The 15,166-nt window shown below is 40.6% G+C and carries 17 protein-coding genes; 8 read left to right on the plus strand and 9 right to left on the minus strand.

The features are described 5' to 3' along the window. A partial coding sequence (locus T408_RS0108275; RefSeq protein WP_028119512.1) for a helix-turn-helix domain-containing protein occupies positions 1 to 201 on the minus strand: 201 nt, incomplete at its 3' end. Between the two features lie 290 nt (positions 202 to 491). Between T408_RS0108275 and T408_RS0108280 the strand changes: the two genes are divergently transcribed. Further along, complete coding sequence (locus T408_RS0108280; RefSeq protein WP_028119513.1) at positions 492 to 1,346, plus strand: pyridoxamine kinase; 855 nt, start codon at positions 492 to 494, stop codon at positions 1,344 to 1,346. Between the two features lie 45 nt (positions 1,347 to 1,391). Here T408_RS0108280 and T408_RS0108285 read toward each other — a convergent pair whose 3' ends face one another. The 4 genes from T408_RS0108285 to T408_RS0108300 form a co-directional block, all read right to left on the minus strand. Then, complete coding sequence (locus T408_RS0108285; protein WP_028119514.1) at positions 1,392 to 3,311, minus strand: DUF4767 domain-containing protein; 1,920 nt, start codon at positions 3,309 to 3,311, stop codon at positions 1,392 to 1,394. 127 nt (positions 3,312 to 3,438) lie between these two features. Continuing rightward, on the minus strand, positions 3,439 to 3,909 hold the full coding sequence (locus T408_RS0108290; RefSeq protein WP_211230839.1) for a cupin domain-containing protein: 471 nt from the start codon (positions 3,907 to 3,909) through the stop codon (positions 3,439 to 3,441). Between the two features lie 169 nt (positions 3,910 to 4,078). Beyond that, positions 4,079 to 4,297, minus strand: coding sequence for a TA system antitoxin ParD family protein (locus T408_RS0108295; RefSeq protein WP_211230840.1), 219 nt, complete (start codon positions 4,295 to 4,297; stop codon positions 4,079 to 4,081). After that, on the minus strand, positions 4,293 to 5,315 hold the full coding sequence (locus tag T408_RS0108300) for an SPFH domain-containing protein (protein ID WP_028119517.1): 1,023 nt from the start codon (positions 5,313 to 5,315) through the stop codon (positions 4,293 to 4,295). The genes T408_RS0108295 and T408_RS0108300 overlap by 5 nt, the downstream gene beginning before the upstream one ends. 288 nt (positions 5,316 to 5,603) lie before the next feature. On the opposite strand from T408_RS0108300, the gene T408_RS11285 reads away from it, so the two are divergent. The 4 genes from T408_RS11285 to T408_RS0108320 are packed head-to-tail and all read left to right on the plus strand — an operon-like array spanning position 5,604 to position 10,662. After that, complete coding sequence (locus tag T408_RS11285; RefSeq protein WP_035420467.1) at positions 5,604 to 6,242, plus strand: TetR/AcrR family transcriptional regulator; 639 nt, start codon at positions 5,604 to 5,606, stop codon at positions 6,240 to 6,242. A 45-nt stretch (positions 6,243 to 6,287) separates the two neighbouring features. After that, positions 6,288 to 8,600, plus strand: coding sequence for an ABC transporter permease (locus T408_RS0108310; protein ID WP_028119518.1), 2,313 nt, complete (start codon positions 6,288 to 6,290; stop codon positions 8,598 to 8,600). A gap of 5 nt (positions 8,601 to 8,605) precedes the next feature. Then, positions 8,606 to 9,355, plus strand: coding sequence for an ABC transporter ATP-binding protein (locus T408_RS0108315; protein WP_028119519.1), 750 nt, complete (start codon positions 8,606 to 8,608; stop codon positions 9,353 to 9,355). An 11-nt stretch (positions 9,356 to 9,366) separates the two neighbouring features. Then, a complete protein-coding gene (locus T408_RS0108320) occupies positions 9,367 to 10,662 on the plus strand; it encodes an MFS transporter (protein ID WP_028119520.1) in 1,296 nt (431 codons plus the stop codon). A 29-nt stretch (positions 10,663 to 10,691) separates the two neighbouring features. Here T408_RS0108320 and T408_RS0108325 read toward each other — a convergent pair whose 3' ends face one another. Then, positions 10,692 to 11,162, minus strand: a complete 471-nt coding sequence (locus T408_RS0108325) for a nuclear transport factor 2 family protein (protein ID WP_028119521.1) — start codon at positions 11,160 to 11,162, stop codon at positions 10,692 to 10,694. A gap of 293 nt (positions 11,163 to 11,455) precedes the next feature. Here T408_RS0108325 and T408_RS0108330 point away from each other — a divergent pair, with 293 nt between their 5' ends. The 3 genes from T408_RS0108330 (at position 11,456) to T408_RS0108340 (ending at position 13,126) form a co-directional block, all read left to right on the plus strand. Further along, the gene (locus T408_RS0108330) at positions 11,456 to 12,199 is read left to right on the plus strand and encodes an SDR family NAD(P)-dependent oxidoreductase (protein ID WP_028119522.1); all 744 of its coding nucleotides are present in this window, start codon (positions 11,456 to 11,458) and stop codon (positions 12,197 to 12,199) included. Positions 12,200 to 12,411: 212 nt separating this feature from the next. After that, positions 12,412 to 12,612, plus strand: coding sequence for a helix-turn-helix transcriptional regulator (locus T408_RS0108335; protein WP_028119523.1), 201 nt, complete (start codon positions 12,412 to 12,414; stop codon positions 12,610 to 12,612). Further along, positions 12,605 to 13,126 (plus strand): DUF3278 domain-containing protein, encoded by a 522-nt coding sequence (locus T408_RS0108340; protein WP_028119524.1) that lies wholly within the window; start codon positions 12,605 to 12,607, stop codon positions 13,124 to 13,126. Before T408_RS0108335 ends, T408_RS0108340 begins: the two co-directional genes overlap by 8 nt. 117 nt (positions 13,127 to 13,243) lie before the next feature. On the opposite strand, the gene T408_RS0108345 is transcribed toward T408_RS0108340, so the two are convergent. The 3 genes from T408_RS0108345 to T408_RS11290 all read right to left on the minus strand — a co-directional run. Further along, a complete protein-coding gene (locus T408_RS0108345; RefSeq protein WP_028119525.1) occupies positions 13,244 to 13,876 on the minus strand; it encodes a CPBP family intramembrane glutamic endopeptidase in 633 nt (210 codons plus the stop codon). A gap of 46 nt (positions 13,877 to 13,922) precedes the next feature. Then, positions 13,923 to 14,714: a CPBP family intramembrane glutamic endopeptidase gene (locus T408_RS0108350; RefSeq protein ID WP_028119526.1), complete on the minus strand. Its 792-nt coding sequence runs from the start codon at positions 14,712 to 14,714 to the stop codon at positions 13,923 to 13,925. A gap of 211 nt (positions 14,715 to 14,925) precedes the next feature. Continuing rightward, the coding region (locus tag T408_RS11290; protein ID WP_035420469.1) for a phospholipase D-like domain-containing protein at positions 14,926 to 15,166 on the minus strand (241 nt) is incomplete at its 5' end.

Consider the following 15,166-nt stretch of genomic DNA (forward strand, 5'->3'; position numbering starts at 1 on the left):
ACCTTTTGAAGCCTTCTTTTTATTCGCATGTTTTTGCGCTGATCTAGCTTGATAGGCTTCTGAGTGACAACGATTCAGCTCTCGATAAATCGTTGAGCGATGGCAGCCAATAATATCAGCTATTCGGCTAACTTTATAGCCTTCTTTATGCAGGACTTCTATTTTTAATCGTTCTTCTATGGTAAGATGTTTGTAGCTCATAACAGGCCTCCGTGTTCATGTTGGTGTGGTAACTTACATTTTACACGAACCTGTTATGGGTTTTTATTATTTGTCGCAATTAATTTTACAATCTATCTAACTAAAAAAGTCGAATCTTTAGACGTTCTTATACGTCAGGGATTCGACTTTTTTGATTGTTAATCCTAAAGTTATCCATCGTCGCAGTATCCAACGTGATATATCTGGCACTAACTTTTTATTAATATCTGGCGCTTATGATAGGTCCAGATCTGTGATACACTCATTACAAATGATCTAGGAGGTCAACAATGAAGAATGTTTTGATAATTCACGATATTTCCGGATATGGTAAGTGTTCCACCACAGTAGCTCTACCGATCATCTCATCGATGGAATTGGCTGGGACGATTCTACCTACATCCCTTTTGTCCACACATACTGGACCCGAATTTGAAGGCTTTACCTTTTTAGACTTAACCGATGAAATGGGTAAAATTATTCATCATTGGAAAGAATATCAATTGCGGTTCGATGCAATCTATATTGGATACTTAGGCTCTATCCAACAAATCCAACTACTGGAAAGAGAAATTCCTAACCTAATCAAGGAAGACGGCCAAGTCATTCTCGACCCTGTAATGGCTGACGGGGGCAACTTCTACCATGGCTTTGACCAGTCCTATGCCGATGAAATGAGACAATTAGCTAAATTAGCTGATGTCTTACTTCCTAATATAACCGAAGCAAGTAAGATATACGGTTTAGATTACAAGGAAGGTCAATGGGAGCAAAATGATATTCAAAATCTTGTCAATCTGGTTCAGGAAGAGACTCAGGCAGACTTAGTCTTAACAGGAGCTGGTTTTGACGGGGTCAAGACTGGCGCCTACTATCAAGCGCACAGCCAATCAACCGGCCAATTGATCCAAGCAGATTACATTGGAGGTGCTTATCACGGAACCGGGGATATTTTTGCTTCCATCGTTACTGGTGCCTTGGTGAATGGAGACAGCTTGCATCAAGCCGTCCAACTAGCCGTAGACACTGTTCCACGCATCATCGAGAAGACATTAGAATTAGGAAACTCCATGCAAGAAGGCCTGGCCTTTGAAAATCTTTTATGTGACCTTGGTCTCTATGTCAGACAGTTAAAAAATCAATAAAGAGACGTTCCCCACTCTATTTAAACTAGAATGGGGAACGTCTCTTTATTGATTGTAGACGCTTAAGAAGCGATTCCGTAAGTCTTGATTAGCCGTATCCTTGAATGATAAATTTCCTTGAGAATCGGGTCCATTTACCGCTATCAAAACTCTTGGTTGTCCCTGGTCTTCAGCAAATAAGTAGAGATGACGCTCTTCCAGCGGATTAGCTGTATCTTCGATATCACTATAGACTGCCAGAACCACCAGGTCTCCTTCTGACTGGTAATGAGCTTGTCTGGTCTGACCATCCAGATTAATCACAAATGATTCGTTCGGTAAGTGAGCCCCATAGAAGTCAACTTCTTGACCAGGTGAGTATTCTTGGTAGCTTTGTCCCATTTCTTCACCCCAAGCTCGCACTTGGCTGGCAAGGGATTGAGTTTTCTGAGCGGACCAGGTAGAACTAGAACTGGCTTCCGGATCCTGTGAGGAAGTAGAGACGGAACTACTAGTAGCCACTGAGCCACCCGGATAGTGGTTTTTGATTTCAATGCCGTAACGATCTTGATAGTTAACCGGGAGCACTGGCTCCACTGGCCCAGCTAAGGGAACTCCTTGCCATACTTGACCGCTTTCTACTTGATAGGCTTGAATGCGAGTAGAACCGACATCTGCTGAATGTGGATTCACCATATGACTAAACCAATGCCCCTCAAATGGGACCGAAGCCATCCAAGGAGTATCTCCATTGATGGTTGTGTTATAGGCTTCTGAAGCAATACCGGTCTGAATAGCAATCCGATTGGATTGATCGAAGACCTCGTCAGACATCCCAGCTACATCTGCTAATTGCTTGGCAAAGTCCAAAGTATCCATGGCAAAGCCAGAGGTTACAAAGCCATCAGTGGAACGAACTTGATAGCCCTCATAGACAATTGAAGTTAACCATTCTCTGAGTTGGTCCAAGGCATCCAGATCCTCGGCTTGTAATTCTGGTAACAAGATCTTTTCTAGAACAAAGGTATCCGAATAAAGTTCACGAAAAGGAAGCAAATCAGGGGAGTCGCCTGGATAACTAGCATAAGCCTCATTAAATGCCTGATATAAAGCCTGAATAGCTTGATGACGCCCTTCAGCCGACGGATTGGCCGGAACTAAATCACTAGCCGCTGGCAATCCAGACTCAAGCAATTGATTCAAGCGACTAGCCCAGCGATCATTAGCTTGTCGCAACTGCTCTAAATAGGCTGTCAGATCTTGACTACTCGTTTCTTGGTCTGTGGGACTAGCCTCTTGTGAACTAATCGATGCCACACTTTGGCCACTCTCAGGCTCTGCATTGATTCTTGCCTCTGTTATTGGTGTCCAATTCCAGGTAGAAGGATCCACAAGGTGATCTTCACTCTCTCTTAGAGCTTGATATTCCTCTTCCGTCATTCTTTGTCCTGATTGCACATCAAGATAAGGTTGGTCTGGATTTTCTTGGAAATTATGTTCATATTCATGAATCTTAACCCAAGCAGTCTTATCTTCATTAAAGGCTAGTTCATAGCTGGAACCAAAGGTTGCCCCACCAGAAAAGCTACCAAACACCCGCCCCGTATCATATATCTCAATGTTCCCTCGGTTGGTAATATACATGGTCTGCGAATAGTCAGCAATTAAGTGAACATCATCTTGAGCATAGGTATATACAGCTATCGCAGCATCAGGACCCACAAATAATTCAGGCACCCCATTCATATCCACATCATAAAGGGCATAAGACAGATGGTCCACTCCCCCCTGACTGGTATAACTTTCTGGGACATATTTTGGATCCAGTCCCTCCCCACCAGCTAATACTTGATCATAGTTGTCCGCTAAGTAACTAATAACTTCCTGATAATATTCCGGCAAGGCCTCTTGACCTATCACTTGAATCGGAGCCAACCAGCTCGCTATAAGCGTAAGCAATATTCCTTTGGATAATAGACCTTTCATTTCATCGACTCCTTCATATTGACTCTCCTTTTATCTGACTTCATTATAGTCCAATGCCTGAACTATAAGTTCACAACTTGCCTAAACGACCCTTTTTAATGCCTGAATGACATCGAAGGTTTAGCTATCATCTAGTTAAACGTTTAATAATAGCCTCATGCTCTGGATACTGAGTCAACAATTCTTTCTCATCAAACAATTCAAAATCCGCGTATTCAAATCCAGGAGCACATAAGCAACTAACTAAGGCATAGCCTTCTTCAACGGTAGACCCGAAGATAAACCCTTGTGGCACCACAAAGGATAGAACTTGATCTTGGGCCACGCAAGATCCAAGTACTACCCGCTGGTATTGTCCCTCAAGGTCAATCATATGAATGGTTAAAGCCTGTCCTGCATGGTAGTACCATATTTCATCACACGTTAAGCGATGGAAGTGGGAGGGATTATCCTTTTCTAATAAGAAATAAATACTAGTGTATAAAGCTCGCTGATCTCCTCTTATTCGCTCTGAACTCTTGTATACCTGCCGGTAGTAGCCCCCTTCTTGGTGAGGAATTAGCCCTAAAGATTCCACCCAGTCTTGACTGCTTCTCATCACAAAGCCTCCATTCGTTTTCTAATTAATATATATAAGTTTATTTTAATTCATCTTGTACAATAGAGAAAGTCCAAAATAGTAATAATAAAAAAAACCAGTGAGCAAACTCACTGGTATCTCTCTTTAATAAATAGATTTTAGTCAATTGTGATAGTCGCTAAATAAATCAAAGCAAATCACTTGGATCCAAGTCTATTTCTAAGGGCTGATCGAGTCGGTCACTGACATAAGCGCCATTCTTACGATGTTGACGGACGCATTCTGTTAACAAGTACTCAATCTGACCATTAATGGATCGGAAATCATCCTCTGCCCAGGCAGCAATCTGATCATATAATTGCTTAGAGATTCTAAGTGGAACCTGTTTCTTCTCAGCCATATCAATACAGACTACCCGAATTAACAATCGGTGAGACATCGTTATTCCCACACAAAACAACAAGCAGATTAGAAACCATGGCTGCCTTGCGCTCTTCATCTAGATCAACGACCTGTTGCGATTCAAGCTTATCCAGTGCCATCTCAACCATCCCTACAGCGCCATCCACTATCATGGCTCTAGCATCAATTAAAGCAGAAGCCTGTTGCCGTTGCAGCATGGCTGCTGCTATCTCAGGAGCATAAGATAGGTGAGTAATTCTAGCTTCAATAATCTCAATCCCCGCAAAATTGACTCGCGATTGAATCTCTTCCTTAATTCGCTGAGCCACAATCTCACTAGAACCGCGCAAGGAACCATCATCTGGCTCGCCATCACCTGTCGTATCTATCTCATAGAGCGGATTGACGTCATAAGGGTATTGGCGAATAATGTTGCGCAGGGCCGAGTCAGTCTGGAGCGATAAGTACTCCTTATAATTATCGACATTGAATACAGCTTTCGCCGTATCATTCACCCGCCAGATAACAGCAATACCAATTTCTACTGGATTCCCTAGGACATCATTAATCTTTTGTTTGCTATTATTTAAAGTCATCACTTTGAGTGAGATTTTCTTACTTGTCGGCCATGAGACATCACTAGAGCCATCAACCTCTTTAGGTTTTTTACTTTTCTTTTGAACATCGCCACTCTGACTTAAGCGTGTATCCGCTGCTGGATTAACCGCCTGAGCAAATGGATTCACAAAATAAAAACCTTCGCCCTTAAGCGTGCCAATGTAACGACCAAATAGGGTTAAAACCAGTGACTCTTGTGGATTCAAGATCTTTAAACCAAATAAGACAATCCAAGCAATTGCGATATAGGCAATTGACAGGCCCTTAATCCAGCCTGGACTAGCTACAAATAATGAAACAATCGCTAATACTAGCAGAACGAGATAAGTTATTAATACCATTAAACCATTGGCTCTACCAGTCAAGATCTGTTCCGAAACGATCGCATTAGATTTTTCACTCATAATGATACCTCCTTTTGATATCATTATGATATCAAATAATATCTAATTAGACAAGCTGTAGGCACACAATCCCTTCAATGCAGAACCTACCATTACTAGGTAGCTTCAAAAAAAAAGAAAAGATCCTGTCAAGCTCAAGCCAATTTAAATCATCTTGTTCTTACAATTGCGCATTTTCTTTAATCGAAATACTGGTTATTTTATGGGTTCCTCATTGAAAATTTTAGAAAACTGTAATAAAATAAAAGAAAGAAACCGACAGGTTGTCGGTTTAAAAGGAGGCCTGTCATGCACTCAAAAAACAAGGACCGTCGAGAGCAAATTTTAAGCGTCACCGCCCGATTAATCGAGGAGAAAGGTTTGGCCCATACTTCCACCAATGATATCGTTCAAACGTTAGGCATTGCTAGGGGAACGCTTTACCATTATTACCATTCTAAGGAAGAAATTCTAAATGATTTGGTAAATCAGGTGAGCCAAGATTTATTTGACCAGGCTAGATCTGTAGCCAATCAATTAGATCTTCCGGTCCTAGCCCGTCTCTGGGGCGTGATTGCCTCACTTAATGCGGAAGATTTGGCCGGCAATGAATTAATGAATCATATTCATCAAGAAGAGAACCTACTTCTTCACCATAAGATACAAACTCAGATCCTCAAACAACTCCCCCAAATACTCCTCCCTGTCATCCAAGAAGGAGTAGAGCAGGGACTTTTTGCTACCGATTACCCTTATGAAGCGCTTGAGATGATGGTGGTCTATGTCACCCAGGTTATTGATAGCGATTCATTAGCCTTAGATGACTTAGCTAAAGCCCGGCGCTTGCAGGTCTTACTCAAGCATATGGAGCTACTTCTAGGGGCGGATCCAGGTCTTCTAGTGAATAGCTACCACATGCTAGAGGCTCACCCAGCTAATCAAGATTGAGGGTCCAAATTTCGATCCTGCTACTAATTATGAAGGAGGCTAATCATGTATAGACGATTGATTATCAATGACTTAAAGTCTAGTAAGCTGTCTAGTGCTACTATTTTTCTCTTTGTTATCTTAGCTAGTTTTCTGACTTGCTTGGTCTTCTTATCCTCCTATCAATTATTGACCTCGATTGACCAACTCATGACTCAAGCTCAAGCCCCACACTTCATTCAAATGCACTTAGGGGAAGTGGACATGGACCGCATCCAGCACTTTGCTAGTAATCATCCCCAGATCCAGTCATATCAAGTCCAACCCTTTATCAATGTTGATTCCAGTGATTTGAGTATTAATGGTCAAGATTGGACCATGGATTCGCAAGATATCGGCTTTTCCACTCAGAATGAATCTTTTGATTTTCTAATTGGTTTGGATAATCAGATTGTCAAGCCAGAAGTGGGTCAAGTCTATGTACCGATTAGTTATTACTTAAGTGAGCACCTATCCATAGGAGACCAAATAAATATCCTGGGACTGGACTTACAAGTCCAAGGCCCCATCCGTGATGTGCAGATGAATTCTTCTCTTTCAAGCTCCAAACGCTTTTTGGTTCATCCTCAGGACCTCATAACTATTAAAGAACAAGGTCGCAGTGAATATTTAATTGAGTTTTTGCTGACGGATTTAGATTATTTGCCTTCCTTTCAAGGAGATTATGCTAAAGCCGGTCTTGAAGCTAATGGGCCGACCATTACTTACCCGCTTATCCGTCTTGTAAATGGCTTAACCGAAGGAATCATGTTAGCTATCTTAACACTTATCGCTCTTCTCACTCTTTTGATTAGTTTTCTCTGCATTCGTTTTACGCTGCTGGCCAGATTGGAACAAGAGAGTCAGCAAGTAGCGGTTTTGCGAGCTATTGGCCTTTCCATCCGCAGGATCAAGTCGCTTTATTTGGCTAAATATTTTTTGATCACGTTTCTTTCTGGAGCCATTGGCTATCTACTTGCCCTTGTTTTTAGTCCAATAATAGTAGATCGTATCCATCTATTCTTTGGCCCTAATGATCACCAAGAGACCAGTTACCTATTAGGCAGTCTGGCCAGTGTTTTGGTATTCTTCTTGGTCATGCTTTATCTCAATCATTTATTGAATAGCTTCAAGGGGCGGACTCCCGCAGAAGCTATGAATGGTCAACTACAAGATAAAAATTACCGACTAGCACCTCTTCACTTAACTAGCCCCTTTGTTAGGACCAGTCAAGGTTATCTCACTTTCGTCCATCTAATCAGTCGCTTGAAGCTCTATTCAACACTTGCTCTGATTCTAGTTATTACCTGCTTTATAACCTTGGTGCCTCAACAATTGGCCCATAGCCTAAATAATCGAGACTTTGTTCAGTATATGGGGATCGGCGATGCGGATATCCTCTTATCGATTCAGTCTGACTTCTCACAAAGTCAGCTACAAGAATTAGAAGCTCGCTTGGATCAAGATCTAAGAGTGGATCGATATAATCGGTTCGCTCAAGCAAGCTATCCCTTCAAACTGAATACAGAAGACACAAGTAAAATCTGGATCAACCACGGCGACCATCAAGTCTTCCCTCTTCATTACCAGGAGGGACGCCCACCCATGAATCATGATGAGATTGCCTTATCCTACTTGCTAGCCACTGAGCTTAACAAGCAATTGGGGGATGCAATACAGTTATTAATAGATGGCAAAGAGATTCCCCTGACTATTGTCGGAATCTATTCAGATATCACAAATGGGGGTCGGACAGGTCAAGCCCTAGCACAAAGTTGGCAGCTACCTAGCTTAAGAAATTCGCTTTATATTAGTTGTAAGGGAGATAGGGACGTCACTGACCTTGTGCAAGATTTAAGACAGGACTTCCCCTACTTGCAAATCATCGAAGTGGATGATTACCGCCAGGAAATATTGGGTGCAACCTTGAATAACTTGAATAAAGTTGCTTGGATTGCCTTCATTACGGCAGCGATTCTACTATTACTAATTGCGATTTTATTTAATTATTTGATGGTCGTTAAAGATCGATCGATAAATGCTACGCTCAAGGCCGTCGGCTTCTTATCCTATCAAATTACTTATCGTTATTATTTAAGTGTCATCATCGTTGCCTCAATTAGTCTGCTTATAGGATTCCTTCTCACTCAGAACTTAGGTCAATTGCTGGCTTCTAGCTTTATGCAGGGACTGGGGATTGGTCACTTTAACTTTACTAATCCAGATTGGGTCACATACTTGCTTCAAGGAGGATTCTTCATAGCCTGGGTAGGGTTAGGAACCGCCCTTAGTGTCAGAGAAATCCCCGACATGATAGTTTCTGAATATATTAAGGAGTGATGGAGATGCAAACGTTACTTAAGGCTCAGCAAGTCAATAAATATTTCGACCAAGCAAGCAGTAGAATACATGTCCTCCAGGATGTCTCTGTCGACATTCAAGCCCAAGAATTCATTGCCATTATGGGCCCTTCAGGATCAGGCAAGTCAACTCTGCTATTCGCCTTATCAGGTATGGACAAGATTGATAGTGGAGATATTTGCTTTCAAGGGAATGATTTGAACGACCTTTCTGATGAAGAACTAGCTCGAATTCGCCGGCAAGAAATGGGCTTTGTTTTTCAACAGCCTACCTTTATCCAGCAACTATCCATTATCGATAACATTATGTTGCCTTGCTATAACGACTATTCTGGCGACAAAAACCAACTCTATTCGAAAGCTCAACAACTGATGCAGCGAGTAGGTATCATGGGGTTGGAGCAACGGATGGTTCATGAGGTCTCAGGCGGGCAACTACAAAGAGCTGCCATCTGTCGTGCGATTCTCCATCAGCCTGCCCTCCTCTTTGCCGATGAACCCACTGGCGCTCTTAACAGCCAAAGCTCTCAAGAAGTTCTTACTCTTTTTGAAGTCTTGAATCTGGAAGGTATGGCTATTCTGTTAGTGACTCATGATCCGAACGTTGCTGCTCGGGCTAAGCGAATCTTATTCATGAAAGACGGCCAGCTAGAAACTGATCTCCGCTTCGATCAAGAAGAGACAACCGATAAGTTTCAAGCTGTGCTCGATAAGATGGCAAAATTGGGGATTTAAGGGGGAACGTTATGCGTCAACAGGCTAAACACTACCGAACTTTCCTTATTCTATGGCTTGGACAGTTAATCGCTGCAACAGGGCATGGGGTTTCATCATTTGCTATTGGTATTTACGTTTATCGCCTCAGTCAGCAGGCCACTGCCATTTCCATGGTAAGTCTGGCAGCCTTCCTACCTTCAATCATCCTAGCTCCATTAGCAGGTATCTTGGCCGATCGTTTTGATCGGCGGATGTTAATGATGCTGGCTGATGGGGTTAGTTCGCTTGGTTTAATTAGCATTCTATGGCTTTATTATTTGGGCCAATTACACGTTTGGCATGTTTTGATGGGGGTCACTTTTTCTTCTGTTTTTCAAGCACTTCTAGAACCTGCCTACCGAGCAACAGTATCCGATATTTTACCAGAGGAAGATTATGCTAATGCTTCTGGTCTGGTTCAATTAGCTTCTTCAGCCAAATTCCTAGTCGCACCAGCTATCGGTGGCTATCTTATGACCAGACCCAATGGTATTAGCCTGGCATTACTTCTAGATATCCTAACAATTCTTGTTACACTGGCTACTACCCAATGGGTTCGCCACCGGCTTGGCCAGGTCAAATTCAAAAAGCAATCAGAAAGCTTATGGCAAGATTTTAAGGCTGGAAGCGATTATTTATTGGAACACAGTGGCATTCTAACTTTAATGCTACTAGCAGCTAGTCTGACTTGTTATCTAGGAAGCATTCAAATTCTTATTCAGCCCTTAGCTCTGAGCATCACTAACAGCCAAACCTTAGGTCAAGTCATCTCATTAGGAGCTATCGGTATGCTCTTATCCAGCCTATTAGTGGGTTGGAGAGGGATTCCTGCTGGCAAAGAACTGAGCCTTCTTCGAATGGGTATGGTGATCTGTGGCTTATTTATTATTGGACTAGGTCTCAGTCGAAGTGTGGCTAGTTTGACCTTATCTTGTTTCTTGATTTTTCTAACTTTACCAGTTATGACTAGTTCGCTAGAGACCTTGATGCGCTTAGTTATTCCTTCAGGTATCCAGGGGCGCGTTTGGGGCATACTTTCTTTTTTGTCTCAGATGGGTTACTTGATCGCTTACTTGTTATCAGGTCCCTTGGCTGATTATGTCTTTGAACCCCTCTTACTAGAAGGTGGATTATTAGCTTCGACTCCTATTGATAATTGGCTTGGTATCGGTCCTGGTAGAGGGATTGGCTTACTCTTCGTGTTAGCTGGAACTTTACTCTTATTGACAGCTAGTCTACTCATGAAAAATAAGCCTATCTCTCTCTTAAGAAGGGACCTCACCTAATCAAACATGGCCCATTCACACTTGAGTAATCACTCAACTGTATCAAAAATCACGCGGTAACGGTGAATAACGCTTGATTTAACTAGCCACTGACCTTTAATCCGCTCAAAGGTATCCTGGTAGTATCCATAGCCATCAAAAGCAGCAATGCCATGATTAAGAACCCGGTCTTCAAAGGGAAAAATTGCTCGAGCTGCTGTCGGCGATAGAATTTCTACTTCTGGGATGTGACCCATGTGGGCACTTTGAACATTATCACCCATTAACCGCTTGGCGTTAGCGATAATTTCCTGACAAGATCTTGAAGGCTCTCGCTTGGCAGGGATTAAGGGGTGCTGACCCTTAACAGGGTCGTAAGCTACCTGAGAGGTATCGAATAGACATTCTGGAGCAAAGACCGTCTCCAATAAATCAAAATTCTTGGAATCAATGGCACGCCAATAGCGAGCCTTACACTGTTTTATTTCTTCAATTGCTGACAACTCTTCTAATCGATCCATTAGAATCACTCCTCGACACTTCTCTTATAAAGAGAATAATATTTTTTAATATTATACTCTTTTTTGCAAGAGATGATAGTAATGATTTCAATCACTGATAAATTTTGTAAAGCGAGTGTCTCTCGGTCAGAAATCCCCAAGACGTTCTTTATCTATTTTCTACATATGATAAAGTTTAGACTGTTTAAAGTATCTAAATTCCAGAAAAGACAGGGTCCTTATTTGAGGTAAGCGTTTTTTTGCACTATAATAAATAGTGTAATGATACTAAAGGCAGAAAAGGAGAATGTTTAATGAGATTAGAAAATAAAGTTGCAGTAATTATCGGCGCCACTTCTGGTATTGGAATGGCCACTGCTGAACTATTTACTAAAGAAGGAGCTAGTGTCATTTTCTGCGGACGTCGAGAAGAAAAAGGTAAAGAGGTTGAAAAAGAACTAGCTCAATATGGAAACGCTGAATTCTTCCAAGCTGATGTCACTTCAGAAGAACAATGTAAAGCACTAGTTGATTATGTTGTTGATAAATATGGCCGCATTGATATTTTCTCTAACAACGCCGGTGTCCTTTATGAAGATGATTTTCTAGAAGTTGATATGGAAGACCATTATGATCGCTTGTTCAACACTAACTTACGCGGACCATTTAGAGCTTTGCAGTTAGTTATTCAACAAATGCTTAAGCAAGAAAACGGTGGATCTATTGTCAATACTGCTTCTGTTGGAGCTGTATCTACACTACCGTTTAATATCCCTTACTCAGTTTCTAAGGCGGCCATGCTTCACTTGACTAGAAACCTTGCCAAAACCTATGCTGATAAAGGCATTAGAGTGAATGCGATCTGTCCAGGCTTAACTTATTCAGAAATGGTTGAACCAGGGGATGACTTTGATAAAGCTGTTCTTCCAAATGTTCCAATGGGACGTGGAGCTCAAACTGAAGAGATTGCTAATGCGATCTTGTTCTTAGCTTCTGATGAGTCTTCTTACTTAACAGGTCAAGCTTTAATTGTTGATGGTGGATTATCACTTAACTAATTGAATCCAATACGACTAACTGACCTCTCTCACTTTCTGTGAGAGGGGATTTTTTGATCCAAAATAAAATTTATCCTAAACAGACTCAAACTGATTTGGTAAGCATATTTATTAAATAATGTCATATATATTTGACAACTCTTTATTGTCATGTATAATAGACATAGTAAGTCATTTATAGATGACATTAAACTCTAAGGAGGGACATGTATGTGAATCGTGTAAAAGAACTTCGGCAACAAGCTCAGCTAAAGCAGAGCGAACTAGCTGCTATCGTAGGAATTGCTAGGCAAACCTTATCACTTATTGAAAATGATCGGTTTAACCCTTCACTAGACTTATGTATTAAATTAGCAAAGGCTTTAAATACAGATTTAAATACACTTTTTTGGAAGGATGATAAGCATGAATAAGTCTTGGACCACATATAAAAAACGTTTTTGGGGCATTAATGGAAGCTTTGATGAGTATAAGCAGGCTATCCTTAATGAGATTGGCAACCGGGCCTATATGCTGACCTTCTCGATTGGGATTATCAATAATTTTATTGCAATCTTATTGGGCAATATCAGTTATCAAGTGGCTTTCTTCTACTTGATTATCACAAATATCATTTTTGGTGCTGGTATCGCTGGCTACTCATTACATCAGCTACGTAAATCCGGTGCTTTAATGATCGAGACCGATTCAAGCCACTATAAATTAACAATTAGTGATATTAATCGTTCCGTTTTACGGAGTAGTTTAATTTTTTTAATCGGAATGTTTTTCCTAACCTTTCTCCTTGAATTAGTGAATCCTAACGGAGGCATTGATTCATTTTTCCAATGGACTACCCTAATTCGGGTAATCGGTTCCAGTATTATATTTGGACTCCTAATAAGATATTTTGCGATTCGCAGAGTCAAGGAATATGAAGATGAGTAGGCGCATAGTCATTACTGAAGACTGGTAATGGCTCTATGGCTTGAAGAGCAAATAAGGTGTCAAGCATTCAGAGAGAATGGCTTGACACCTTATTTACTTTCGTTATAAATTCTGGTCTTACTTGATAAAGATCCCTTGAAGGCCGATCATCACTAGCGAATACATCACAGCAACGATAAACATAGGTGCCGTAAAGGCCTCTTTATAGGCTGATCTGGGTGACTGATTTGCAATTAAATAAGTCCTGATCTTTTGACGATTCATGACGATGATGGTAAATGTGACCACAGCGATCAACAACAATATACTCCATTCAACTGGACCAGCAAGACTTGGATCAAGATTGTTAATCAAGTTATCGACAATCCCGCCGTAGATAAAATTATTGATAAAGTGCAAAAGGATTGCCCAAGCTAAAGAGTATTCCATCGTAATATAACAGGCTACTATTCCCACAAAAAAAGTCGCCAGTAGTGTTGGAATATGATAATGGATCATAGCAAATAATATAGCTGAAATAACCATTGTTAATAGTTTCCCATGGCCTCTGACCAAGTTCTTCCCTGAACCCCGGTAGACAATCTCTTCAAAGATAGGGGCTAGAAAACCAGAATAAATAACAAGGAAGATCGGAACAGCTGTTAGTTGCACTTGGTTCGAATCCACTCCTAGAACAAAGATAATTAAAGCTAGTTGGTAAACCAATGACAAGGTTGAGAATTTATTAACATCTTGTTTAATTAAGGACATCAGCTTCCTCCTAAATGGATATGATATTGTAACCCAATAAGACTATTTATATCAAATTAAGTTTACGTCTGGATCGATCATAAAAGAATAAGATTAAGAGAATGTTTATTCCGGCTACTAATACACTCCCTTCTATTTTATATTCTCCTCCAGATAGAAGTGTGTTCCCAGACAAGATCATAGAATAAAGGTTTGGATAGTCTTCGGCTAAATTTACTCCTCCGAGAATTAAGGAACCGATAATATTCCAAACAGCATGAGCCATAATCGGCGCTAACAAAGTTTCTTCACTTTCATATAAGGCAGATGTAAATAAGCACATGGTTATGACATTAATCACTGGAACAATACCCGCTTCAAAGGCCCCACCATGTAAAAGAGTAAAAATCATCGTTGTCACTATTACCGCAACTAAAAGGTTATAAGTATCTTTTAGAAGGTGATAGATATAACCTCTTACGAGAAGTTCTTGCATCACAACATTAATAAATGCTGAAAGAATCCATAGCCATAAGAAGGACACTTGATTATTTATAAAATTGACAATAGTTCCAGTTAATAGGAGAATACCTACGATCGATCCAATCCAGAAGATGCCCACAATTGTACCTAGCAAACTCCCTCTTAGCATGACCTGTTTATGAGGAATTTGTATCAATCGTTGATCAAATTTCAAGAAAAGAACCGTAAATAGTATGATGACAGTTAAAGGGATCAATTCCGCCGAAAATCTCCAAACAGCTGGAGGCCCATCGGGTATTTCGATTATAACCGATAAGACGATCCATCCTAGAAAGAAAACTATTATTTTTAAAAATATTCTAAGAAATTTCTTCATCAATACACCTTCTAAAATATAAGCCATTCTTACTTATAGTGAATTTATTACTATGTCATAAGATATTTGCTAAATAAAATCATTGACTAGGACCTTGTTTTGGACTTTAAAGTCAAGCTTGGCTTTTTGTTAAGAGAACACAAGCTTCTACATGTGTTGTGGTTAAGGTATTAATGCAATATGGTATGTGGAATATGGCTTTTAGCTGTGATTATATACCCACTTTATAAAGTTTCATAAATTCTTCAGCAAAGTTTGTCACTAATTTACGGTCCAAGGCTGTCGCGAGAGTTTCTTTATTAAAATTCGCTGCTTTTGACCAATTATATGAGCCGTGCATTACATAGTCGAGGTCAATTATACAGAACTTATCATGCATCCTGTTATTACCATAATACCCGAACTTTTTTATAACCTTCAAATCAAAACCATTCAGTTTTAATTGAGTAATC

This window comes from Hutsoniella sourekii ATCC 700629, from assembly GCF_000518205.1.
Lineage (GTDB): Bacteria > Bacillota > Bacilli > Lactobacillales > Aerococcaceae > Hutsoniella > Hutsoniella sourekii.

Coding starts and splice junctions, on each gene's coding strand:
- T408_RS0108280 (WP_028119513.1), top strand. CDS start 492: ATGAAGAATGTTTTGATAATTCACGATATTTCCGGATATGGTAAGTGT.
- T408_RS0108285 (WP_028119514.1), bottom strand. CDS start 3,311: ATGAAAGGTCTATTATCCAAAGGAATATTGCTTACGCTTATAGCGAGC.
- T408_RS0108290 (WP_211230839.1), bottom strand. CDS start 3,909: ATGAGAAGCAGTCAAGACTGGGTGGAATCTTTAGGGCTAATTCCTCAC.
- T408_RS0108300 (WP_028119517.1), bottom strand. CDS start 5,315: ATGAGTGAAAAATCTAATGCGATCGTTTCGGAACAGATCTTGACTGGT.
- T408_RS11285 (WP_035420467.1), top strand. CDS start 5,604: ATGCACTCAAAAAACAAGGACCGTCGAGAGCAAATTTTAAGCGTCACC.
- T408_RS0108310 (WP_028119518.1), top strand. CDS start 6,288: ATGTATAGACGATTGATTATCAATGACTTAAAGTCTAGTAAGCTGTCT.
- T408_RS0108315 (WP_028119519.1), top strand. CDS start 8,606: ATGCAAACGTTACTTAAGGCTCAGCAAGTCAATAAATATTTCGACCAA.
- T408_RS0108320 (WP_028119520.1), top strand. CDS start 9,367: ATGCGTCAACAGGCTAAACACTACCGAACTTTCCTTATTCTATGGCTT.
- T408_RS0108325 (WP_028119521.1), bottom strand. CDS start 11,162: ATGGATCGATTAGAAGAGTTGTCAGCAATTGAAGAAATAAAACAGTGT.
- T408_RS0108330 (WP_028119522.1), top strand. CDS start 11,456: ATGAGATTAGAAAATAAAGTTGCAGTAATTATCGGCGCCACTTCTGGT.
- T408_RS0108340 (WP_028119524.1), top strand. CDS start 12,605: ATGAATAAGTCTTGGACCACATATAAAAAACGTTTTTGGGGCATTAAT.
- T408_RS0108345 (WP_028119525.1), bottom strand. CDS start 13,876: ATGTCCTTAATTAAACAAGATGTTAATAAATTCTCAACCTTGTCATTG.
- T408_RS0108350 (WP_028119526.1), bottom strand. CDS start 14,714: ATGAAGAAATTTCTTAGAATATTTTTAAAAATAATAGTTTTCTTTCTA.